The organism is Pseudomonas sp. YuFO20 (assembly GCF_035064975.1).
Classification (GTDB): domain Bacteria; phylum Pseudomonadota; class Gammaproteobacteria; order Pseudomonadales; family Pseudomonadaceae; genus Aquipseudomonas; species Aquipseudomonas putida_AE.
This window is the reverse complement of record NZ_JAXDEO010000012.1, coordinates 100,679-122,473: the sequence shown is the minus strand read 5'-3', so window position 1 is coordinate 122,473 and position 21,795 is coordinate 100,679. Positions and strand designations below refer to the sequence as shown.

Annotated in this window: 21 protein-coding genes; 7 read left to right on the top strand and 14 right to left on the bottom strand. The window is 61.4% G+C overall.

Translation table 11 applies throughout. The features are described 5' to 3' along the window. Positions 1-26: 26 nt before the first annotated feature. The 10 genes from SOP85_RS09260 to SOP85_RS09215 all read right to left on the bottom strand — a co-directional run bounded on the left by SOP85_RS09260 (position 27) and on the right by SOP85_RS09215 (position 11,599). Positions 27-1,214, bottom strand: coding sequence for an ATP phosphoribosyltransferase regulatory subunit (locus SOP85_RS09260; protein WP_090328525.1), 1,188 nt, complete (start codon positions 1,212-1,214; stop codon positions 27-29). A 311-nt stretch (positions 1,215-1,525) separates the two neighbouring features. Next, positions 1,526-2,395: a protease modulator HflC gene (hflC, locus tag SOP85_RS09255; RefSeq protein WP_008064109.1), complete on the bottom strand. Its 870-nt coding sequence runs from the start codon at positions 2,393-2,395 to the stop codon at positions 1,526-1,528. Continuing rightward, a complete protein-coding gene (gene hflK, locus SOP85_RS09250) occupies positions 2,395-3,567 on the bottom strand; it encodes an FtsH protease activity modulator HflK (protein WP_323607459.1) in 1,173 nt (390 codons plus the stop codon). Before hflK ends, hflC begins: the two co-directional genes overlap by 1 nt. A gap of 96 nt (positions 3,568-3,663) precedes the next feature. Beyond that, the gene (hflX, locus tag SOP85_RS09245; protein WP_046819838.1) at positions 3,664-4,965 is read right to left on the bottom strand and encodes a ribosome rescue GTPase HflX; all 1,302 of its coding nucleotides are present in this window, start codon (positions 4,963-4,965) and stop codon (positions 3,664-3,666) included. A gap of 12 nt (positions 4,966-4,977) precedes the next feature. After that, positions 4,978-5,238 (bottom strand): RNA chaperone Hfq, encoded by a 261-nt coding sequence (hfq, locus tag SOP85_RS09240; protein ID WP_007902656.1) that lies wholly within the window; start codon positions 5,236-5,238, stop codon positions 4,978-4,980. 94 nt (positions 5,239-5,332) lie between these two features. Further along, entirely contained in the window at positions 5,333-6,304 is a 972-nt protein-coding gene (gene miaA / locus SOP85_RS09235; protein ID WP_274076799.1) for a tRNA (adenosine(37)-N6)-dimethylallyltransferase MiaA, read from the bottom strand. After that, positions 6,304-8,214 (bottom strand): DNA mismatch repair endonuclease MutL, encoded by a 1,911-nt coding sequence (gene mutL, locus SOP85_RS09230; protein ID WP_442967899.1) that lies wholly within the window; start codon positions 8,212-8,214, stop codon positions 6,304-6,306. The genes miaA and mutL overlap by 1 nt, the downstream gene beginning before the upstream one ends. Further along, positions 8,211-9,641: an N-acetylmuramoyl-L-alanine amidase gene (locus SOP85_RS09225; protein WP_274076798.1), complete on the bottom strand. Its 1,431-nt coding sequence runs from the start codon at positions 9,639-9,641 to the stop codon at positions 8,211-8,213. Before SOP85_RS09225 ends, mutL begins: the two co-directional genes overlap by 4 nt. After that, entirely contained in the window at positions 9,642-10,112 is a 471-nt protein-coding gene (gene tsaE, locus SOP85_RS09220; protein WP_274076797.1) for a tRNA (adenosine(37)-N6)-threonylcarbamoyltransferase complex ATPase subunit type 1 TsaE, read from the bottom strand. It lies immediately after the preceding gene. Further along, positions 10,100-11,599, bottom strand: a complete 1,500-nt coding sequence (locus SOP85_RS09215; protein ID WP_323626753.1) for an NAD(P)H-hydrate dehydratase — start codon at positions 11,597-11,599, stop codon at positions 10,100-10,102. The genes tsaE and SOP85_RS09215 overlap by 13 nt, the downstream gene beginning before the upstream one ends. A gap of 63 nt (positions 11,600-11,662) precedes the next feature. On the opposite strand from SOP85_RS09215, the gene queG reads away from it, so the two are divergent. Further along, positions 11,663-12,742: a tRNA epoxyqueuosine(34) reductase QueG gene (queG, locus tag SOP85_RS09210; protein ID WP_323626751.1), complete on the top strand. Its 1,080-nt coding sequence runs from the start codon at positions 11,663-11,665 to the stop codon at positions 12,740-12,742. On the opposite strand, the gene SOP85_RS09205 is transcribed toward queG, so the two are convergent. Then, positions 12,724-13,335 (bottom strand): trimeric intracellular cation channel family protein, encoded by a 612-nt coding sequence (locus SOP85_RS09205; RefSeq protein ID WP_274076794.1) that lies wholly within the window; start codon positions 13,333-13,335, stop codon positions 12,724-12,726. The genes queG and SOP85_RS09205 overlap by 19 nt on opposite strands. Before the next feature lie 199 nt (positions 13,336-13,534). Continuing rightward, entirely contained in the window at positions 13,535-14,077 is a 543-nt protein-coding gene (gene orn, locus SOP85_RS09200; protein ID WP_179057346.1) for an oligoribonuclease, read from the bottom strand. Positions 14,078-14,184: 107 nt separating this feature from the next. Here orn and rsgA point away from each other — a divergent pair, with 107 nt between their 5' ends. The 4 genes from rsgA to SOP85_RS09180 all read left to right on the top strand — a co-directional run bounded on the left by rsgA (position 14,185) and on the right by SOP85_RS09180 (position 17,276). Beyond that, entirely contained in the window at positions 14,185-15,216 is a 1,032-nt protein-coding gene (gene rsgA / locus SOP85_RS09195) for a small ribosomal subunit biogenesis GTPase RsgA (protein WP_008064125.1), read from the top strand. A gap of 199 nt (positions 15,217-15,415) precedes the next feature. After that, entirely contained in the window at positions 15,416-15,823 is a 408-nt protein-coding gene (locus tag SOP85_RS09190; protein WP_274076793.1) for a TIR domain-containing protein, read from the top strand. A gap of 2 nt (positions 15,824-15,825) precedes the next feature. Beyond that, positions 15,826-16,785 carry a caspase family protein gene (locus tag SOP85_RS09185; RefSeq protein WP_274076792.1) on the top strand — a complete coding sequence of 320 codons (960 nt, stop codon included), beginning with the start codon at positions 15,826-15,828 and terminating at the stop codon, positions 16,783-16,785. Continuing rightward, a complete protein-coding gene (locus SOP85_RS09180; RefSeq protein WP_323626750.1) occupies positions 16,785-17,276 on the top strand; it encodes a toll/interleukin-1 receptor domain-containing protein in 492 nt (163 codons plus the stop codon). Before SOP85_RS09185 ends, SOP85_RS09180 begins: the two co-directional genes overlap by 1 nt. A 49-nt stretch (positions 17,277-17,325) precedes the next feature. On the opposite strand, the gene motB is transcribed toward SOP85_RS09180, so the two are convergent. Both motB and motA read right to left on the bottom strand, forming a co-directional pair. Next, a complete protein-coding gene (motB, locus tag SOP85_RS09175) occupies positions 17,326-18,372 on the bottom strand; it encodes a flagellar motor protein MotB (RefSeq protein WP_323626749.1) in 1,047 nt (348 codons plus the stop codon). Positions 18,373-18,375: 3 nt separating this feature from the next. Beyond that, positions 18,376-19,227, bottom strand: coding sequence for a flagellar motor stator protein MotA (gene motA, locus SOP85_RS09170; protein ID WP_008063575.1), 852 nt, complete (start codon positions 19,225-19,227; stop codon positions 18,376-18,378). Between the two features lie 166 nt (positions 19,228-19,393). On the opposite strand from motA, the gene SOP85_RS09165 reads away from it, so the two are divergent. Together SOP85_RS09165 and rhdA are read left to right on the top strand one after the other, a co-directional pair. Then, the gene (locus SOP85_RS09165; protein ID WP_323626748.1) at positions 19,394-20,932 is read left to right on the top strand and encodes an HDOD domain-containing protein; all 1,539 of its coding nucleotides are present in this window, start codon (positions 19,394-19,396) and stop codon (positions 20,930-20,932) included. A gap of 42 nt (positions 20,933-20,974) precedes the next feature. After that, positions 20,975-21,790: a thiosulfate sulfurtransferase gene (rhdA, locus tag SOP85_RS09160; RefSeq protein ID WP_323607464.1), complete on the top strand. Its 816-nt coding sequence runs from the start codon at positions 20,975-20,977 to the stop codon at positions 21,788-21,790. The last annotated feature ends 5 nt before the right edge of the window (positions 21,791-21,795 follow it).

Here is a 21,795-nt window from a genome sequence, read left to right as displayed (position 1 = left end):
GTGCCGGCGGCAGCCGGCAGGAAAACTCAAGAAGCCAGTGGCGATACTTGCCAAAGCCCGTTCTGCTGAATCAATTGCCGGTCGCAGTCCGCTTCACGGGCGGCGGCCAATGGCTGCCCAGGCAACGCCTGGACGACACGCTGACCCTCACTGCGCAACTGGCAAACCTGCTGCCAGAGTGCCGCATCCGTACTGTCAGGCATCCAGATACCGCCAGACGGTAGCTCGATCTCAGCACGCCCCAGGGTCACCAGGGTTTTCAAATCGGTGGAGAAGCCGGTGGCCGGACGGGCACGACCGAAGTCGGCGCCGATGTCGTCGTAGCGACCGCCCTGGGCGATGGACTGGCCAACACCCGGCACGAACACCGCGAACACCACACCGGTGTGGTAGTGGTAACCGCGCAACTCGCCCAGGTCGAAGTACAGCGGCAACTCCGGGAAACGCACGGACAAACGCTCGGCAATCGCCAGCAAGTCATCCAGTGCCGCCAGCACCGGGGCCGGGGCCTTGGCCAGTCGCTCACGCGCGGCCGCCAGCACTTCACGGCCGCCACACAGATCGACCAACGCACGCAGCATGCCCGATAGATCAGCCGGCAAGCCTTCGGTCAAGGTAATGACCTCGTCGATGGCCTTGCGTTGCAACGCATCGAACAACTGTTGTTCAACTTCGCCGGACAGACCGGCGGCGCGGGCCAGGCCGCGGTAGATACCGACATGCCCCAGGTCCATGTGCACATCCGGCACATCGGCCAGTTGCAGCATGGCAAGCATCAGGCTGATGACTTCCACGTCGCTGCTCGGGCTGGCATCGCCATACAACTCGGCGCCCAACTGGATCGGGCTGCGCGAGGACGACAAGGCACGCGGCTGGGCATGCAGCACGCTGCCGGCGTAACACAGGCGGCTCGGACCTTCGCGACGCAGGGTGTGCGCATCGATGCGCGCCACTTGCGGCGTGATGTCGGCACGGAAACCCATCTGCCGGCCCGATTGCGGGTCGATGACCTTGAAGGTCCGCAGGTCCAGGTCCTGGCCCGCGCCGGTCAGCAGGGATTCCAGGTACTCGATATGGGGAGTCACGACAAACTCGTAACCCCAGCTCTGGAACAGATCCAACACCTGACGACGCGCAACTTCAATGCGCGCCGCTTCAGGTGGCAGTACTTCTTCGATGCCATCTGGCAGAAGCCAGCGGTCTACCGTTGCCATTACGCCTTCCCCTGTATCCGGGCGGTCAGCCTTTGGCCGAGCCTTGAGTGAAGCAGAAAATGATCAGCCCATGGTCATAAATCGGACGCAGGAGCAACGAAGCGAAACGCCTGCTACCGGCTTCGCCAATCACTTTCCTCGAAAAACCTGTCGAGCATTCAGCCCGGGCACCTGCACAAAACAGCAATCAAACGTGCAGACGCAAAAAAGCCGGGAATTTCCCGGCTGCCGCATCATACACACGTTTTCCCAAAGGATCACCCCGCCAGAGGTTTTAGCCGCCCGGCGGGATGAATCAGGTCAACGTCGTATCAAGGCTTGGCTTTTTCCAGGTAGTGGAAGAAGTCACTGCTTGGGTCCAGGACCATGACGTCGGATTTGTTCGCGAAGCTTTCACGGTAGGCGCGCAGGCTACGGTAGAACGCGTAGAACTCCTGATCCTGACCGTAGGCCTTGGAATAGATCGAAGCGGCCTGGGCGTCACCGTCACCGCGAATCTCTTCGGATTCACGATAGGCTTCGGCCAGCAGCACGCGGCGTTGACGATCGGCGTCGGCACGGATGCCTTCAGCCAGCTCGTTACCCTTGGCGCGGTGCTCGCGAGCTTCACGCTCACGCTCGGTGCTCATACGTTCGAACACGCTGCGGTTCACTTCCTTCGGCAGGTCGATGGTCTTGACCCGAACATCGACAACCTCGATGCCCAGCTCCTTTTCCGCCATCTTGTTCAGCGAAGCGGTGATATCCGCCATCAGCGCATCACGCTCACCGGACACCACTTCGTGCAAGGTGCGCTTACCGAACTGGTCACGCAGGCCCGACTCGAGACGACGGGACAGACGCTCGTCGGCAATCTGCTTCAGACCGGAAGTCGCGGTGTAGAAACGCTCGGCGTCCTTCACCCGCCACTTGGCGTAGGCATCGACCATCACGGCTTTCTTTTCCAGCGTCAGGAAGCGTTGCGTCGGTGCATCCAGCGTCATCAGGCGTGCGTCAAATTTACGCACCTGGTTAACGTAGGGCACTTTCACATGCAGACCTGGCTGAACATCGGTCTGGACCACGCGACCGAACTGCAGCAACACCGCACGCTCGGTCTGAGCCACGATGTAGAAGCAGTTCCAGGCAGCGATCGCCACGACGACGCCGACAATAAGGGCGATCAGCGATTTATTGCTCATCAGCGACTCTCCCTGGTACGTGCTTGCTGTTGCTGCAGATCAGCTGCCGCACGCGCATTCGCTTCATTGCTGCTGGCTGCCGCGCCGGTCACCTGGGTGCTGGTGCTGCGACCACTTTCGACCATCTTGTCCAGAGGCAGGTACAGCAGGTTGCTCTGGCCATTCTTGTTGCCGGTCACGAGAACCTTGCTGGTGTTGCTGAAGACTTCCTGCATGGTGTCCAGGTACAGACGCTGGCGGGTGACTTCAGGTGCCTTGCGGTACTCGGCGACCAGTTTGGTGAAGCGATCGGCCTCACCCTTGGCGCGCGAGACGGTTTCGTCACGGTAGCCATTGGCATCTTCAAGGATGCGCTGGGCCTGACCACGGGCTTCCGGCACGACGCCGTTGGCATAGGTTTCAGCCTGGTTGCGCGAACGCTGCTCGTCTTCACGGGCGCGGATCACGTCATCGAAGGCTTCCTGCACTTCACGCGGTGCCGCTGCGCTCTGTACGTTGACCTGGGTGACGGTGATACCGGTGCGATAGGTATCCATGAAGCGTTGCAGGCGCTCCTTGATTTCGCTGGCCATCAACTCACGACCTTCGGTCAGCACCTGGTCCATCGCGGTGGAACCCACCACATGGCGCAGGGCGCTGTCGGTCGCGTGCTGCAGGCTGATTTCCGGCTGATCGACGCTCAGCACGAAGTCCTGCAGGTTGCTGATCTTGTACTGCACGGTCAGCGGCACTTCGACGATATTCTCGTCTTCAGTCAGCATTTGACCCTGCTTGGTGTACGCCCGCTCACGCGTGACGTTTTCCATGTACTTCTTGTCGATCGGCGGGAAGTAGATATTCAGGCCGGGACCGACGGTTTCGTAGTACTTGCCGAAGCGCAGCACCACAGCTTGCTCCTGCTCGTCGACGACATAGACCGCGCTGTACAGCCAAACGGCTGCCAACACGACCAGGCCGATGCCCAGCAGGCCGCCGAAGCCGCCGCTCTTGCCCGAACCACCCCCATCATCCCCGCGTTTCTTGCCACCACCGAACAACCCGTTCAGGCTTTCCTGCAGCTTTCGGAAGGCCTCGTCGAGATCTGGTGGTCCCTTGCGGTCGCCGTTATTGCGGCGCTTGCCACCCCAAGGATCCTGATTATTCGAGTTGCCACCCGGCTCATTCCAAGCCATAGCGCTCTCCATCTGATAAAGCAAAGACGCACCCACGGCGCGCCGACCAATGCTACAGAATGCCTGTCACCACGACACAACCGCTTTCTCAGGCTTTTATTGCAAAGTGTGTTGCTCGATGAATTCCATCGGCTGCAATCCTTCGCGGCTTACCAGTCGATTCAACTCGACCCGGGGCAAACGAACGGCCAGCAAACTGATGCCTTCTTCGTCGTGCTCTTCTTTTTGCACCGCACCGAGTTCGAAAAACTGCGCACGCAGTCGGGCGAATCGTTGCGGCAAGCGCAGGGTACCGATAAACAAATCACTGCCAAGCAATTCGGCAATGGCTTGCTCAAGCAATTCCAGACCAGTGCCATCACGCGCCGACAGCCAGACCCGCTGGGGCTTGCCATTTTCGTCGCGCTGGATTTGTGGCTCAACGCCTTCAAGCAAATCGAGTTTGTTATAGACCTCGAGGATCGGCAAGTCCTGGGCACCAATCTCGCCCAGCACCACCATCACCTGCTCGATCTGCAACATGCGATCCGGTTCCGCCGCATCGATCACGTGCAACAACAGGTCGGAGTTGCTCGATTCTTCGAGGGTAGACCGAAATGCCTCGACCAGCTTGTGGGGCAAGTGGCGAATGAAACCTACCGTATCCGCCAGGACAATCGGCCCCAGATCGTCCAGATCCAGACGACGCAGGGTCGGGTCCAGCGTGGCAAACAATTGGTCAGCCGCGTAGACGTCGGATTTCGTCACATTGTTGAACAGCGTGGATTTACCGGCGTTGGTATAGCCCACCAGCGACACGGTAGGGATATCCGCACGCGAACGACCACGGCGCGACTGTTCGCGCTGGCTGCGCACCTTCTCCAGCCGGCCCTTGATCTGGCGCAGGCGAACCCGCAGCAAGCGGCGGTCGGTTTCCAGTTGGGTTTCACCCGGGCCACGCATGCCGATACCGCCACCTTGGCGCTCAAGGTGAGTCCATCCGCGAACCAGCCGGGTGCTCATGTGGTCAAGCTGGGCCAGTTCTACCTGGAGCTTGCCTTCATGGGTACGGGCGCGCTGGGCGAAAATATCGAGAATCAGACCGGTACGGTCGATCACGCGACACTCGAAAACACGTTCGAGGTTACGTTCCTGACTGGGCGTGAGGACGTGATTGAAAATCACCAGATCGGCTTCTTCGGCCTTGACCAGGTCGCGCAGTTCCTCGACCTTGCCGCTGCCAATCAGGAATTTGGCGGTTGGCCGATGACGCGGCACGTTAAAAAACGCAACGGTCTCGGCGCCGGCCGAATTAGCCAATTCCTGAAACTCCTGCGGGTCTTCGCGCGCCTCAGGGTCCTGTCCATCCAAGTGAACGAGTATGACTCGCTCACCACCACCGTGGCGCTCAAAGAACAAAGGAGACTCCTATCAGGCGTTACCTGGCTCAGCATCACCCGCTTCCGATTCGGTTGCGCTAGGCAGACGAATTGGACGAACCGGCACTACTGTAGAGATAGCGTGTTTGTAGACCATTTGGCTGACGGTGTTTTTCAGCAGGATAACGAACTGGTCGAAAGACTCGATCGTACCTTGCAGTTTGATACCGTTGACCAGGTAGATGGACACCCCAACTTTCTCTTTACGTAAAGTATTCAAGTAAGGGTCTTGTAGCGAATGCCCTTTTGACATGTGCCGCACTCCTTTAAGGATTCAAAATAAAAAAATAGGTAAACAGATGGCTTCGGCCGCCCCACCCCCAAGGATAGACGGCAATTGCAAGGACTCAGCTCAATATGGAGATGGTCCCCAGGTATTTCAAGGCGCGCGGCAGATTGTCGCAATCGAGGCTGTCCAGCCAGTGTAAATCAGCCCAACTGCGAAGCCAGGTGAACTGGCGCTTCGCCAATTGGCGCGTGGCAATGATTCCACGCTCCTGCATCTCGGCTGACGTCAGCTTGCCATCCAGGTAATCCCAGACTTGGCGATAGCCTACCGCACGTATAGACGGCAACCCGGTATGCAGGTCACTTCTATTACGCAGGGCTACGACCTCGTCAATGAACCCCTGTTCCAACATTAAGGTGAATCTTTGTTTAATTCGTTCGTGCAGTACCAGGCGATTCGCCGGAGCAATGGCCAAGTTCGCGACAGTATAGGGCAATTGTTGCCGTCCCGAAGCGGCTGCTTCAGTACTTTGCGCAGATTGTTGCAAGCGTAGCTCGGTCATGCTCTGACCGCTAACACGAAAAACTTCCAGTGCTCGACTCAGACGCTGGGGATCGTTCGGATGAATACGCGCCGCAGAAACCGGGTCAATGATCGCCAACTGATCGTGCAACGCCTGCCAGCCAAGGCGGGCGGCCTCTTCCTCGATCTGTGCGCGGACATCCGGATCGGCGGCCGGCATATCCGCGAGCCCTTCGACCAAGGCCTTGTAATAGAGCATCGTGCCGCCCACCAACAGCGGAATTTTACCCCGTGCGGTGATCTCGGCCATGGCTTGCAGGGCATCGCGACGGAAATCCGCCGCCGAATAAGCCTCGGCCGGATCGAGAATATCGATCAAACGGTGCGGAAACTCCGCCAACAGCTCTTTTGATGGCTTGGCGGTGCCGATGTCCATTCCGCGGTAGACCAGCGCCGAATCGACGCTGATCAGCTCGCAAGGCAGAACCTTGGTGAGTTCGATGGCCAGGTCGGTCTTGCCGGCGGCGGTCGGGCCCATCAGGAAAATCGCAGGAGGGAGCTGGCTCATCAACGACCGCGCAAGAACAGTTTGTCCAGATCGTCCAGGCCCAGCTGGGTCCAGGTCGGTCGGCCATGGTTGCATTGACCGCTGCGCTCGGTGTTTTCCATGTCACGCAGCAGACCGTTCATTTCCGGCAGGGCCAGACGCCGATTGGCCCGGACCGCACCGTGGCAGGCCATGGTCCCGAGCAGTTCGTTCAGGTGCGCCTGGATCCGGTCGCTGGTGCCATATTCCATCAGGTCGGCCAACACGTCACCCACCAAGCGATTGGCCTCAGCCTGTTTGAGCAAGGCCGGTATCTGCCGAATGGCCAGGGTTTCCGGGCCGAGACGCTGCAGCTCGAAGCCCAGGCGCTGGAACCAGGCGATGTGTTCTTCGGCGCAATCGGCTTCACGCTGGCTGACCGCCAGGGATTCGGGCACCAGCAGCGGTTGCCCGCTCAAGCCCTCGCTGGCCATGGCGACTTTCAGGCGTTCGTACATGATCCGCTCATGAGCGGCATGCATGTCCACCAGCACCAGCCCCTGGGCGTTTTCCGAGAGGATGTAGATGCCCTTGAGCTGGGCCAGCGCATAGCCCAGCGGCGGGATGTCGTCCTGTCCGGCTGGCAGCGCTACCGCGTTGGCCTCGGGCAACGGCGCGAAGAACTCGCGATAGGCCGCCTGCGCTTCTGCAACCGGAACCGCTGACTGCGGTCGCGGTGTGTATTGATACTGATATCCGGCGCCAGAGCCTGAACCGGCTGGCGCATTGAACGACGGCTGGGCCTGGGGCTGCTCCAGCAGCGCATTGGCGGCCAGGCGCATTTCGCCTTGAGGGCCGAACTCACCGGCTTCGAGGCCGGTAGGCCGGACGATGGCCGTGGTAACCGGCGCCGCCAGCTGATCATCCGGGCGCACATCGCCCAAGGCACGGTGCAAGGTGCCATAGAGGAAATCATGGACCATGCGCCCTTCACGGAAGCGCACTTCGTGCTTGGTGGGGTGCACGTTGACGTCGACGCCCGTTGGATCGACCTCGAAAAACAGCACGAACGTCGGATGCCGGCCATTGAACAGCACGTCGCGATAAGCCTGGCGCACGGCGTGGGCCACCAGTTTGTCGCGCACGGCACGGCCATTGACGAAGAAATACTGCAAATCCGCCTGGCTGCGGTTGAACGTCGGCAACCCGACCCAGCCCCACAGGTGCAGGCCATTGCGTTCGATTTCGATCGGCAGCGCCTGCTCCAGGAAACCTGGCCCGCAGATGGCCGCCACGCGCCGGGCGCGAGCCGCGTCGTCGTGGGCTTCGTGCAGGCTGAGGATGGTCTTGCCGTTATGGCGCAGGTGAAAGGCCACGTCGAACCGCGCCAGCGCCAGGCGCCGGATGACTTCCTGCAGGTGATCGAATTCGGTTTTTTCGGTCTTGAGAAACTTGCGGCGCGCCGGAGTATTGAAGAACAGGTCGCGCACCTCGACCGAGGTGCCCACCGGATGGGCCGCGGGTTGCACCCGGGGCGCCATGTCACGGCCTTCGGTTTCCACTTGCCAGGCCTGCTCGGCATCACGGGTGCGCGACGTCAGGGTCAGGCGCGCCACCGAACTGATCGATGCCAGGGCCTCACCACGAAAACCCAGGCTCATGACCTGTTCAAGGTCTTCCAGGTTACGGATCTTGCTGGTGGCGTGGCGCGCCAGGGCCAGCGGCAGGTCATCGGCGGAAATGCCGCTGCCATCGTCGCGCACCCGCAGCAACTTGACGCCGCCCTGCTCCACGTCGACATCGATGCGCCTGGCACCGGAGTCAAGGCTGTTTTCCAGCAGCTCCTTGATCACCGAAGCCGGGCGCTCGACCACCTCACCCGCAGCAATCTGGTTCGCCAGTCGCGGGCTGAGCAGCTCGATGCGAGCGCCGTTGTTCACGACCTGATTCATTCTTTGGCCGCCAGATCATTACCCGGGATGGTCAGGTGCTGACCAATCTTCAGCTCATCGCTCGACAGGTTGTTCGCATTGCGCACGGCGGCTGGGGACACTTGATAACGCACCGCGATCATCGCCAGCGTCTCGCCCGGGTTGACCCGATGGTCACGGGGGCCTTGGGCGATCTTCCCGGAGTCACGCAGCCAGGCAACGTAGGTGCCCGGTGGCGGGTTCTGCTGGAAGAACTGGCGCACGCCACTGCTGATGGAACGTGCCAGCGCCTGCTGGTGGCTCGCGGCAGCCAGTTTCGAGGCCTCGTTGGCGTTGGAGATAAACCCGGTTTCGACCAGGATCGACGGGATGTCCGGCGACTTCAGCACCATGAACCCGGCCTGCTCGACCCGTTGCTTGTGCAACGGCGTGACCCGGCCGATGTTGCTCAGGACTTTCTGGCCGACGTTCAGGCTGGAGGTCAGGGACGCGGTCATCGACAGATCGAGCAACACACCGGCCAGCATGCGGTCCTTGTCGTCGAGGCTGACGTTGCCGGCACCACCGATCAGGTCGGAACGGTTTTCACTGTCGGCCAGCCAGCGCGCGGTTTCCGAAGTGGCGCCGCGATCGGACAGGGCGAACACCGAGGCACCGAAGGCCGCGGTAGAGGGTGCGGCGTCGGCGTGAATCGAGACGAACAGGTCGGCGCCTTTCTTGCGGGCGATTTCCGTACGGCCACGCAGAGGAATGAAGTAGTCGCCGGTGCGGGTCAGCTCGGCACGGAAACCCTTCATGCCATTGACCTGGCGCTGCAGTTCGCGAGCGATGGCCAATACCACGTCTTTCTCGCGCTGACCGCGGGAGCCGGAGGCGCCCGGGTCTTCGCCACCGTGACCGGCGTCGATCACCACAATGATGTCGCGCTTGCCAGCCGGTGCTGGCGGCAACTTGATGGCCGGCTCCGAGGGCGTGACCGGCACGGCCGGCACTGTGGCGACCGAAGGGGTCGGCGCTGGCGGCGGCGCGGCGTCGGCCGGGTTGTCGAACAGATCGACCACCAGTCGATTGCCATACTGGGCGTTGGGCGCCAGGGAGAAGCTTTTTGGCGTCACGGCCTTTTTCAGGTCGATGACCACCCGCAGGTCTGTCGGCGTACGCTGTGCCGAGCGCATGGCGGTGATCGGGGTGTTCGCGCTGTTGACGTTCAACGGCGCACCGAGGCTCGCGCCATTGATGTCGATGACCAGGCGATCCGGGGACGTCAGCGTAAAGACGCTGTGCTGCACGGGGCCGGTCAGGTCAAACACCAGTCGCGTGTTATCCGGCGCCCGCCACAGGCGAACACTGTTGACCTTCGTCTCGGCCACAGCGTCGACGGTCACCGCCAGAAACAACACCCCTACGGCAGCCACCAACGCGCGAAAGCGCATACCTAACCCCATCATCTATTTGGATTCCAATGCCAATGCGGCACACCAGGCCTCGCCACGCGAGCCCTGGGATAAAATTTTCAGCGAACGCCCGCTGTCTTGCGGGCTAATGGTAATGGTCAGGTCGGGCTTTGGCAAAAAGCCTGCACCTTTATCGGGCCACTCGATCAGGCACAGGGCATCGTCTTCGAAATAGTCGCGGATGCCGAGAAACTCCAGCTCCTCCGGATCGACCAGGCGATACAGGTCGAAATGGAAGGCGCGGATGTCGCCGATCTCGTAGGGCTCGACCAGGGTGAAGGTCGGGCTCTTGACCGCGCCGACATGCCCCAGGCCCCGGATGATACCCCGGGATAAGGTGGTTTTGCCCATGCCAAGATTACCTTCAAGGAAGATCAGGCCATGCCCCTCGGTGATACGGGCGATGCGTGCGCCAAAGTCGCTCATGGCCTGCTCATCGGCCAGGTACAGGGTTACTTCAGACACGGTGCTTGCTCCTCCAACAACTGACGAATGGCTGGTATCAGATCACTGGCCGCCAGCCCACGGCCGAATTTTCCTTGTTGCTCACCAGCATTGGCGTGCAGCCAGACCGCCAGGCAAGCCGCGTCAAACGCCGCCATGCCCTGTGCAAGCAGTGCACCGACCAGACCGGCCAACACATCGCCCAGCCCCGCGGTGGCCATCGCCGGATGGCCCTGATGGCACAGGGCAAGCCGCCCGTCAGGGCAGGCGATCAGACTGCCGGCGCCCTTGAGCACGACGACTGCGTTGTATTTTTTGCTCAGTGCATGGACCGCCGCCGGGCGATCCGCCTGAACCTCGGCAGTGCTGAGCCCCAGCAACCGCGCGGCTTCCCCCGGGTGCGGCGTGATCACACAGCCCTTGGGCAAGCTGACCCGGCCCTCGGCCAGCAGGTTCAACGCATCGGCGTCCCAGACTTGCGGCAGGGGTGCGTTGGCGGCCGCCGATAACAGGCTTCGTCCCCAGGCGCCCTGCCCCAGTCCAGGGCCAACCACCAACACGGACACCTTTTGAAGCAAATCCATTAACTGATTGGCCGACGAAGTGCCCAACACCATCGCCTCAGGGACCCGCGCCAGCGCCGCGGGCACATGCTCGGGACGGGTCGCCACCGAGACCATGCCCGCACCACTGCGCAGTGTGCTTTGCGCGCTCAACAGGATCGCCCCGCCCAAACCGCGGTCACCACCGATCAGCAGGACATGGCCGAACCGACCTTTATGGGAGGCCGGGGCTCGAGGGTTCAGGGGCGGCAGATTGCCAGCCATGAGGCGACGGGCAGTGGTCGGCGCGCCCTCCAGCAGCTGCGGATCGGCGTGCAGGTCGTTAAACACCAGCTCACCCACGACATCCGCCGCATCACCGGTGAACAAGCCCAGTTTCAAGCCGATAAAGGTCACGGTCAGATCGGCGCGCACCGCGCAACCGAGGGTGCGCCCGGTATCAGCGCAAAGCCCCGAGGGGATATCCACTGCCGCCACGGGAAGGCCGCTGGCGTTGATCGCGGCGATGACACTGGCGTACGGCTCGCGCACCTCGCCAGTGAGGCCGGTACCCAGCAATGCGTCCAGAATGATTCCACGCAAGTCCGATTGCGCACTCCATGCATCGATCACAACCTTCTCAGCTACCGCTTCGGCATGGGCCGAAGCCGCATCACCTCGCAGTTGCTGCGGATCGCCCGCCGCCAGCACCCGTACCGTCCACCCGGCACGCTTGGCCAGCACGGCGACCAGATAACCGTCGCCAGCGTTATTGCCGTGACCGGTAACCACCGTCAGTTCGCTGGCCGTCGGCCATTGCCGGACCAGCGCCCGCCAGGTGGCCCGTGCGGCGCGCTGCATCAGTTCGAAGCCCGGTGTGCCGGCCGCGATCAGGCTCGCATCGAGCCCGCGGACCTGCGCGGCGCTGTACAGCGCGTCGGGTAAATCATCTTTAGCGTGCGGCATGCGTCTATGGGCTCCGATGTCTGGCAGAATTATACGCACCTCAGCTCCGGTTTCTCTCGCCTCATGCCCGCTATTACCACAGATTTGCCCGCCCTCGCCCAATCCATCAAGGACTGGGGCCGCGAGCTGGGCTTTCAGCAAGTCGGCATCAGCGGCCTCGACCTCGCCGAGCATGAGCAGCACCTGGAACGCTGGCTCGCCGCCGGCTACCACGGCGAAATGGAGTACATGGGCGCCCACGGCAGCAAACGCTCGCACCCCGAAGAACTGGTGCCGGGCACTTTGCGCGTGGTGTCGCTGCGCATGGACTACCTGTCGGGCGATACCAGAATGGCGCAGCTGCTCGCCCAGCCGGAAAAAGCCTACGTCTCGCGTTATGCCTTGGGCCGCGATTACCACAAATTGATCCGCAAACGCGTGCAACAACTGGCGGACAAGATTCAGGCAGAAATCGGCCCGTTTGGTTTCCGGGCTTTTGTCGACAGTGCCCCGGTGCTGGAAAAAGCCATCGCCGAACAGGCAGGCCTGGGCTGGATCGGTAAAAACACCCTGGTCTTGAATCGCAAGGCCGGCAGTTACTTCTTCCTCGCCGAACTGTTCGTCGACCTGCCGCTGCCAGTGGACCCGCCCCATGCCACCGAACACTGCGGCCGCTGCAGCGCCTGCCTCGACATCTGCCCAACCAATGCCTTCGTCGGGCCCTATGTGCTGGACGCCCGGCGCTGTATTTCCTACCTGACCATCGAGCTCAAAGGTGCGATTCCGCAGGAATTGCGGCCGATGATCGGCAATCGGGTGTTCGGTTGCGATGATTGCCAGATCGTCTGCCCGTGGAACCGCTTCGCCCGCCCGTCCGGGGAAAGCGACTTCAAGCCGCGGCACAACCTGGACAACGCCGGACTGGCCGAGCTGTTCATGTGGGACGAGGATAAATTCCTGAGCAGCACCGAAGGCTCGCCGCTACGCCGGACAGGGTACGAGAACTGGCTGCGCAACCTGGCCGTCGGCCTCGGCAATGCGCCTTCAACCATTCCGGTGCTGGAAGCGTTGAAGGCCAGGCGTGAACATCCGTCCGAATTGGTCCGCGAGCATGTCGAGTGGGCGTTGCAGCAGCACGCCGAGCGTCAGGCCTCGTCGTTGTAGACGAATTTGGGCATTTCCCAATGGAAGCGGATCGCCAGCAAGCGCAGCAGGAAACCGCCGAACAGGGTGATCAAGATCGCCTGCTCTCCCGGCAAGTTCAGGTATAGGCAAAACATGTAGCACCACGCCGCCGCGAACGACACGCTGGCGTACAGCTCGCGCCGGAAGATCAGCGGAATATCATTGCAGAAGATGTCCCGCAGGATGCCACCGAAAACGCCGGTGATCACCCCGCTGACCGACGCGACCAACATGCCATGCCCCATTTCCAGGGCGGTCATGCAGCCGATCAGGGTGAACGCCACCAGACCGACGGCGTCGAGCACCAGGAACAATGAACGCAGATGGCGCATCCAGCGCGCGGTGAATACCGTGATCATCGCCGCGATAGTGGTCAGCACCAGGTATTCCGGGTGTTTCACCCAGGTCAGCGGATAGTGGCCAAGCAACACATCGCGCACCGAACCACCGCCCAGCGCCGTGACGCACGCGATCAGCACCACGCCGAACCAGTCCATGCCGCGACGACCGGCAGACAGCGCACCGGTCATGGCCTCGGCGGTGATGGCGATCAGGTAGAGCATCAGCAACATGGTGGCGATCCTTGCAAAAAGGCGCGCAGTCTACGCACTTCGCCGAGGCACCAAAAGAGGGCGCCGCCATCTGTAGGGGCCGGCTCGCTGGCGATAGCGTCTTCAAAGCCCCCTTCGCTGGCAAGCCAGCTCCTACAGAACCGCGCAAACCTGTAGGAGCTGGCTTGCCAGCGAAAGGGCCATAACAGACGCTACACAATCAGGCCTTGATGAAGTGCTGGCGGTAGTGCTGCAGCTCGGCGATCGACTCGCGGATGTCGTCCAGCGCCAGGTGGGTGCTGCCCTTCTTGAAGCTGTCACGCACGTCCGGTGCCCAGCGCGCAGCCAGCTCTTTGAGTGTGGACACGTCAAGGTTGCGGTAGTGGAAATAGCTTTCCAGGGATTTCATGTGGGTATAAAGGAAGCGACGATCCTGGCAGATGCTGTTGCCGCAGATCGGCGATTTGCCTTTGGGCACCCACTTTTCCAGGAAGGCGATGGTCTGGGCTTCGGCTTCAGCCATGCTGATGCGACTGTCGCGCACGCGCTGGGTCAGACCCGAACCGCCGTGTTGACGGGTGTTCCACTCGTCCATGCCGGCAAGGATTTCGTCGCTGTGGTGAATGGCGATCACCGGACCTTCGGCCAGGGTGTTCAGGTCGCTGTCGGTGACAATAGTGGCCATTTCGATGATGACGTCGGTATCCGGGTTCAGACCGGTCATTTCCAGGTCGATCCAGATCAGGTTCTGCGGGTTTTGCATGAGTCGGCTCCTAGGCAATGCTGCGCAGTTTAGCCTAGGCCGGTGGCCGGGCGTGCTAAACTCGCGGCCGTTTTACCTAATCGCTGCATTCTTGATACGGAACACCCATGGCCAAACGCCAACTCAATCGTCGTCAAAACTGGCGCATCGAAAAGATTCAGGGCGAACGCGCTGCCCGCGCCGCCAAACGCGAGTCCTCGGCTGTCGAGGCACTAGAGGGTGGCGACCTGGGCCCGGAACAACACGGCCTGGTGATCGCCCACTTCGGGGTGCAGGTCGAAGTCGAAGCCCGTGATGGCGAGCTGGCCGGCCAGGTGTTCCGTTGCCACCTGCGGGCGAACCTGCCCGCACTGGTAACCGGCGACCAGGTGGTCTGGCGTGCCGGCAACCAGGGCATCGGCGTGATCGTGGCGCAATTGCCGCGCAATACCGAACTCTGCCGCCCGGACAGTCGTGGCCAGCTCAAACCGGTAGCCGCGAACGTCGACATGATTGTCATCGTGTTTGCGCCGCTGCCTGAGCCCCATGCCAACCTGATCGACCGCTACCTCGTCGCCGCCGAACATGCGGGCATCAAGCCGCTGTTGCTGCTGAACAAGTTCGACCTGATCGACGAGCACAACGCCCCGGCCCTGAACGCCTTGCTCGCGGTCTACCGCACCCTGGGTTACCCGGTGCTGGAAGTATCGGCCCACCACGGCAACGGCATGGAACAGCTTCAGAAACAATTGGACGGGCGCATCAGCGTGTTCGTCGGCCAGTCCGGCGTCGGCAAGTCGTCGCTGGTCAACAGCCTGCTGCCAGAGGTCGAAACCCGCGTCGGCCCGTTGTCCGAGCTGTCCGGCCAGGGCACCCACACCACGACCACCGCACGCCTGTTCCACTTCCCCGGTGGCGGTGAGCTGATCGACTCCCCGGGCATCCGCGAATTCGGCCTGGGCCACGTCAGCCGCGCCGACGTCGAAGCCGGTTTCATCGAGTTCAACGACCTGCTCGGCACCTGCCGCTTCCGCGACTGCAAGCACGACCGCGAACCCGGTTGCGCCCTGCTCAAGGCCCTGGAAGACGGCCGCGTGCAACAGCAACGGATGAACAGCTACCGCTCGATCATCGCCAGCCTGCCGGAAAACGGTTACTAAACAGACGCGCCGGCCGCCCTGACTACAGCGGGGCGGCCGGCGGCTGGATCCCTTCTCCATTTAAACGTCAGACCTTTCTGTAAGGCTTGTGCACACTCGCTTGTAGGGCATTTCTCTTTTCGCGCCAATCCCTTGTGGCCGCGCTGCAATCGCCTAGGTTCAAACCCTCTTCGCACTCAAGCGACACCGAGGGATACCCATGCAGACCTACCATTTGTTTATCAGCCACTCGTGGAATTACCCCCACGCCCACGACAATCTCGTGCGCTTGCTCAACGCGCGGCCCGACTTCAAGTACAAGAACTTTTCGGTGCCACCCGACAAGCCGATTGTGGGCGCGAAAACCGACAAACAACTCGAGGAGGCCATCGAAGACAAGATCCGCCCGTGCTCGGCGGTATTGATCATGGCCGGGATGTATTCCACCTACAGCAAGTGGATCAACAAGGAAATCGAGATAGCCAGGCGCATGGGCAAGGTCATCATTGCGATCAAGCCGTTCGGCGCCGACCGCATTTCCAAGGTGGTGCGTGACGCGTCGCACACCGAATGTGCGTGGAACACCAACAGCATCATCAGCGCCATTCGCCAGCACACGGCGGTGTAACCATGCGCAAGGGACTTTTTATCGGCATCAACGACTACACCCACGTTTCGCGCCTGAGCGGCTGCAGCAATGACGCCATGGCCATGGCTTCCGTGCTGAAGACCGACGCCAATGGCGATCCGAACTTCAAGAACATCGTCCTGACCTCCGCCGAGGACTACCTGGGCAGGGAAAAGCTCGAAGACCAGATCCGCGAGCTGTTTTCCGGGGACTGCAATGTCGCACTGCTGTATTTCGCTGGCCACGGCAGCTTCGATACCGACACCGACGAAGGCATGTTGATCCCGCAGGATTACAAGAGCGCCAAGGACGGGATTCGCCTCAGCGACATCCTCAACTGGGCAACCAAGGCCACCAAGATCAAGAACAAAGTGATCATTCTCGATTGCTGCCAGAGCGGCTCGGCCGGCGAATTGCGTGCCTTGCGCAGCGAGTGTGCCGTGATCGGCGAAGGCATGACCATTCTGACCGCCTGCAAAAAGGCAGAGCCGGCGATGGAGGGCTCACAGCACGGCGTGTTCACCGGACTGTTGCTCCAGGCCCTGCACGGCGGAGCTGCGAACATCCTGGGCAAGATCACCCCCGGCAGCCTCTATTCGTTTGTCGACAACGCCCTCGACGCCTGGGAACAGCGCCCGGTGTTCAAGACCAACGTGTCGCAGTTCATTTCCCTGCGCGAAGTTTCGCCGCTGATCCCCAAGGAAATCCTGCGCAAACTTCCTGAATGGTTTGCCGAAGCAGAGTCGATATACCCCCTCACCCCCAGCTTTGAACCCACCGAACCCGAGTTCAACCCTGAACAGGGCGAAGTCTTTGCCCAGCTGCAAAAGTGCAACCGCCACAGTCTCATCGAACCGGTGGACGCCGAACATATGTACTACGCCGCCATCCACGCCACAGGCTGCCGCCTCACCGCCCTCGGCGCCTATTACCGCGAACTCGCGATCAAGGGACATTTTTGATGCCAGTGTTTATCAGCTACCGCCACATGGATCGCGCTTATGCGATCAACATCAACACGCGCCTGATGCAGGCCAACATAAAGACCTACCTTGATGTACTGGATGCCGAATCCCAGACCACCGACGACATTACCGGGGTAATCACCCGCAACATCAGCGAATGCACGCACCTGCTGGCAGTGGTATCCGAGAAAACCGCGCTGTCCTGGCGGGTGCCATTCGAAATCGGCGAGGCGACCATCACAAATCGGCGTATCTGCTCGTTCAAGACCGGCCCGACAGAGCTGCCGCTGTATCTCGATAAGTGGCCGAAGCTGACCAGCGACAGAGATATTGAGTTCTTTATCGACGCGTATCGCAACGAATCGACGCTCAAGCGCTCGATGTCACTGGAATCCGTGAATGGCAGCGAATCGGCACGCAGCGTCAACAGGAGTAACGCCGACCGATTCCACACGGATCTCAAATCCAGAATCATCCGTGGGTTTTAAGGCAGGAAACGCCCACAAAAAAGCCGACATTGCTGTCGGCTTTTTTCGGTCACTGCCTGGTTGGTTCAGCCGATTTGGCTGGCTCACCCGGTTTTGGTGCAGGATCGTCAAACAGGTTCAGACGCTCCCGAAGCTCATGCGCCGGCAGCGGCTCCTTGTCCGCTGGCAACGCGTTTGGATCGACTGGCGCAGCCGGTGCGGCACTTGGAGCAGCCGAATCTTGCGGCGCATCAGGAGTTGGCTCCGCCCCTTGCGAACCTTCGATGGCACGCTGGGCCTTCTTGGTCAGCACGACAATGTCGATACGGCGGTTGACCGGGTTGAACGGATGCTCGCGGTCGAACAGGGCCGACGAGGCATAACCAACCACACGCGCCACCTGTGTCTCCGGGTAGCTGCCCGCCACCAGCGCACGACGCGCGGCGTTGGCACGGTTGGCCGACAGCTCCCAGTTGCCGAATTCGCCGCTGCCGCTGTACGGCGTGGCATCGGTGTGGCCGCTGATGCTGATCTTGTTCGGCACCGCCTTGATGGTGTCGGCCATGGCCAGCAGGATGTCTTCGAAATACGGCTTCAGGCGGGCCGAGCCCGAGTCGAACATCGGCCGGTTCTCGGCGTCCACGATCTGGATACGCAAACCGTCCGGGGTGATTTCGAACAGGATCTGGTCTTTGAATTTCTGCAGTTGCGGGTTCTCTTCGACCTTGTTCTGCAGTTCTTGCAGAAGCAGTTCCAGGCGCTCCTTCTCCACCGTCTCGGCCATGCCCTCGACCTGATCGACGTCGACCGTCAGCTTGTCCGGCTGCGGCTGGGTCTTCACCTCGGGGTTGAGGGTATTTTCCGGCGCCATGGTCGGCGTGCCGCCCAGATCGATGATGTAGGGTGTGCCACTTTCGGAAAAGCCGATCGGGTCCTTGAAGTAGCCGGCGATGGCGATTTTCTGTTCCGGGGTGGCGGTGGACAACAGCCACAACACCAGGAAGAACGCCATCATCGCCGTGGCGAAGTCGGCGAAGGCGATTTTCCAGGCGCCCCCGTGATGCCCACCGGCGATGCGCTTGACGCGCTTGATGATTATCGGCTGGTTATTTTCCATTACTTAACGACCACGAACCGCTTGTTCCAGCTCGGCGAAGCTTGGCCGGTGCGCCGGGTACAGGACCTTGCGCCCGAACTCCACGGCCAGCGATGGCGGCATGCCCGAGGCCGAAGCCACCAGCGAGGCCTTGATGGCTTCGTAGACGTTGAGTTCTTCTTTGGCATCGTGGGCCAGGGAATGCGCCAGCGGGCCGAAGAAACCGTAGGCGGCGAGAATACCGAAGAAGGTACCCACCAGTGCCGCACCGACGTGCAGACCGATCGACTTCTGGTCGCCCTCGCCCAGCGAGGCCATGGTCACCACGATCCCCAGGACCGCAGCGACGATACCGAAACCGGGCATGGCGTCGGCGATGCCGTTCACCGCGTGGGACGGGTGCTCCAGGTCTTCCTTGAGGCTGTAGAGTTCCATGTCGAACAGGCCCTCCAGCTCATGGGGCGCCATGTTGCCGGAGGACATGATGCGCAGGTAATCACAGATGAACGCGGTCATGCGCTCATCCTTCAGGACCGTCGGGTACTTGGCGAAGATCGGGCTCGCCGCAGCATCTTCGATGTCCGCTTCGATGGCCATCATGCCTTCGCGGCGGCTCTTGTTGAGAATCTCGTAGATCAGGCCCAGCACTTCAAGATAGAAGGCATGGCTGAAACGCGAACCGAACATGCTCAGGGACTTCTTGAGCACGTGCATGGTCATGTAACCGGGGTTGGCCTGCAGGAATGCACCGAGGGCCGCACCACCGATAATCATGACCTCGAAAGGCTGGATCAGGGCGGCAATCTTGCCATGGGAGAGCACGTATCCGCCGAGCACGCTCGCGAATACGACGATGATGCCGATAATTTTAGCCATAGGTAGGAGAGCACTTACTGAGTCGGGTTCAAGGTCATATTCGGAAGTTAAAAAATCTCTTCTTCTACTTATCGGCAAAACTGCGCCAGACTATAGCCAGTTCAGGCGAAAAGCCAATTTGACCCCCTCCGGGCCCAGGTATTGTTGACGATGATCGCCTCCAGACATGGCTAGACAAACGAACGCCCCGACGCCAACACCGAACACGCTCGAAGGCTGGGTCAAGCTTCTCGACGGCGTGCGCCTGCCGGTTCCGCAGGCCAGTCACGACCAAGTGTGCCGGGCCATGCGCGACAGTCGCAGCTCGCTGCGCAACATCGCCGACTTGATGCAGGGCAGCCCGGCCCTGGCCTTGAGCGTGATTCGCGAAGCCAACCGGCACAGCCATGGCGCCATGAGCGAGCCTGCGGAAAACCTTGAGGTCGCCATCAACCGCCTTGGCTTGAAGCGCACCGAGGAGCTGCTCGCGCGATTGCCCGCCATGCCCCAGGCCGAGATCCCGAAAGCCCTGCGCCAGTTGCAGATGATCAGCCAACACGCCAGCCAACAGGCCAACGGTTTTTTTGCCGGCCGCCTGGCGCGCCTGTGGCAGGACATCCACTGGGGCAGCCTGCTGTTCCTGTCGCCGCTGTGGCCGCTTGCCATGACGCATCCGCAGCTGCTCGAAGACTGGGAGCTGCGGGTCATTCATAAAGGCGAGTCGGCGCGCGCAGTCGAACAGCAACTGTTTGGCGCGCGCCTGCTGGAAATCGGCCAGGCCCTGGTGGACCTCTGGCACCTGCCGATCTGGGTGCAACAGGGCTATCGACTGCTGCTCACCGAGCAACGGGAACTGGTGAAAGTGCTGCGCATTGCCCGCGACAGCGAACATCCGCTACGCCAGCAGAACCGCTTGGATGACCACCCGACCCTGCGTCGCTGGCTTAATCAACCTGCCAACACGGTGCTATTGGCCAACGGCCTGGCCCTCTCGGCGCAGCAGGCCTGGGACAGTCCGCACAGTGAGCGCTGGCAGTACTTGACCGGCCTCTACCTGCAAATACCGATGGACGAGGTGCAACAACAATTGCACCAGCAAGCCGCCAACAGTGCGCGTTATCACGCCATGCCCGATCTTTGGCATCCCGCTGTCGCACTGATCTGGCCATGGGGTACGAACCCTGTACATGCCGGTTTGCAGCCAGCCCCGGCACCCACTGCCGACGACCTGGCGAAATGGCGCAAACAATGTGCCGCGCTGTTGCACGAGCCAAGTCGTTTCACCAATGCCATCCACCTGACCACCTCTGCCCGCGACGCGCTGGTGGCCAGTGGCATGCGTCGGGTGATGATCCTGATGGCCGACCGCACCCACGCCAATCTCCGTGTGCACCAGACGGCCGGCCTGCCTGATGAAGTGGCCGGGCTGAATTTTAACGTCAGTCAAAGCGCGCTATTGCAACGCCTGCTCTCGCAACAGGCCCAGGTACGCCTGACGCCGCTCAACAACGCGCAATTTTCCGCCTTGCTGCCCAACAACCTGCGTAGCCAGTTCAGCGGCGAGCACCTGTTGCTGCGCTCGCTGCTCAACAATGGGCGAGTGATCATGATCGTCGTGGCGGATCAGGGTGGCGGGCCATTCTCGGACATCGCCGTGCAAGCCTTCGGCAAAACCGCGCAATGCATCGAAAAAGCGCTGCACAGCTTTAGTCAGCGCGGCCAATAAGGCTGCGCTACAATCCTCCCTTTTGTGCCCTGGAGACCTCACATGTCTGACTTCTCTGGCTTGCCGCTGGTGATCGAGCCGAGCGACTTGCTCCCTCGCCTCGAAGCCCGCCAACTGATCCTGGTGGACCTGACCAGCCATGCCCGCTACACCGAAGGGCATATTCCCGGTGCGCGGTTTGTCGATCCGAAACGCACACAACTCGGCCAGGCACCCGCGCCGGGGCTGATGCCGCCGCAAGCGGCGCTCGAAGCATTGTTCGGTGAGCTGGGACACAACCCCGATGCCGTCTATGTGGTCTATGACGACGAAGGCGGCGGTTGGGCCGGGCGCTTTATCTGGCTGCTGGATGTCATTGGCCACAGCCAATACCACTATCTCGACGGCGGCCTGACGGCCTGGCTGGCTGAAGGCATGCCCATGTCGATCCAGGTCCCCGCTCCTGCAGGCGGCCCGGTCGCGTTGACCCTGCACGACGAACCCATCGCCACCCGCGAGTACCTGCAAAGCCGTCTCGGCGCTGCCGACCTGGCGATCTGGGATGCGCGCGGGCCGCTGGAGTATTCCGGCGAGAAAGTCCTCGCGGCCAAGGCCGGGCACATCCCTGGCGCGGTCAATTTCGAATGGACCGCCGGCATGGACAAGTCTCGCCAGCTGCGCATCCGCAGCGACATGCCGCAGATCCTCGAACAGCTCGGCATTACGCCCGACAAAGAAGTGATTACCCACTGCCAGACTCACCATCGATCTGGCTTCACCTATCTGGTGGCCAAGGCTCTCGGTTATCCGCGGGTCAAAGGCTACGCCGGCTCCTGGGGCGAATGGGGCAACCACCCCGACACGCCCGTAGAGATTTAAGGTTT

Coding starts and splice junctions, on each gene's coding strand:
- rhdA (WP_323607464.1), top strand. CDS start 20,975: ATGTCTGACTTCTCTGGCTTGCCGCTGGTGATCGAGCCGAGCGACTTG.
- SOP85_RS09180 (WP_323626750.1), top strand. CDS start 16,785: ATGCCAGTGTTTATCAGCTACCGCCACATGGATCGCGCTTATGCGATC.
- SOP85_RS09165 (WP_323626748.1), top strand. CDS start 19,394: ATGGCTAGACAAACGAACGCCCCGACGCCAACACCGAACACGCTCGAA.
- SOP85_RS09190 (WP_274076793.1), top strand. CDS start 15,416: ATGCAGACCTACCATTTGTTTATCAGCCACTCGTGGAATTACCCCCAC.
- rsgA (WP_008064125.1), top strand. CDS start 14,185: ATGGCCAAACGCCAACTCAATCGTCGTCAAAACTGGCGCATCGAAAAG.
- mutL (WP_442967899.1), bottom strand. CDS start 8,214: ATGAATCAGGTCGTGAACAACGGCGCTCGCATCGAGCTGCTCAGCCCG.
- hfq (WP_007902656.1), bottom strand. CDS start 5,238: ATGTCAAAAGGGCATTCGCTACAAGACCCTTACTTGAATACTTTACGT.
- SOP85_RS09185 (WP_274076792.1), top strand. CDS start 15,826: ATGCGCAAGGGACTTTTTATCGGCATCAACGACTACACCCACGTTTCG.
- motA (WP_008063575.1), bottom strand. CDS start 19,227: ATGGCTAAAATTATCGGCATCATCGTCGTATTCGCGAGCGTGCTCGGC.
- SOP85_RS09225 (WP_274076798.1), bottom strand. CDS start 9,641: ATGATGGGGTTAGGTATGCGCTTTCGCGCGTTGGTGGCTGCCGTAGGG.
- hflK (WP_323607459.1), bottom strand. CDS start 3,567: ATGGCTTGGAATGAGCCGGGTGGCAACTCGAATAATCAGGATCCTTGG.
- queG (WP_323626751.1), top strand. CDS start 11,663: ATGCCCGCTATTACCACAGATTTGCCCGCCCTCGCCCAATCCATCAAG.
- motB (WP_323626749.1), bottom strand. CDS start 18,372: ATGGAAAATAACCAGCCGATAATCATCAAGCGCGTCAAGCGCATCGCC.
- SOP85_RS09215 (WP_323626753.1), bottom strand. CDS start 11,599: ATGCCGCACGCTAAAGATGATTTACCCGACGCGCTGTACAGCGCCGCG.
- SOP85_RS09205 (WP_274076794.1), bottom strand. CDS start 13,335: ATGTTGCTGATGCTCTACCTGATCGCCATCACCGCCGAGGCCATGACC.
- orn (WP_179057346.1), bottom strand. CDS start 14,077: ATGCAAAACCCGCAGAACCTGATCTGGATCGACCTGGAAATGACCGGT.
- miaA (WP_274076799.1), bottom strand. CDS start 6,304: ATGAGCCAGCTCCCTCCTGCGATTTTCCTGATGGGCCCGACCGCCGCC.
- SOP85_RS09260 (WP_090328525.1), bottom strand. CDS start 1,214: ATGGCAACGGTAGACCGCTGGCTTCTGCCAGATGGCATCGAAGAAGTA.
- hflC (WP_008064109.1), bottom strand. CDS start 2,395: ATGAGCAATAAATCGCTGATCGCCCTTATTGTCGGCGTCGTCGTGGCG.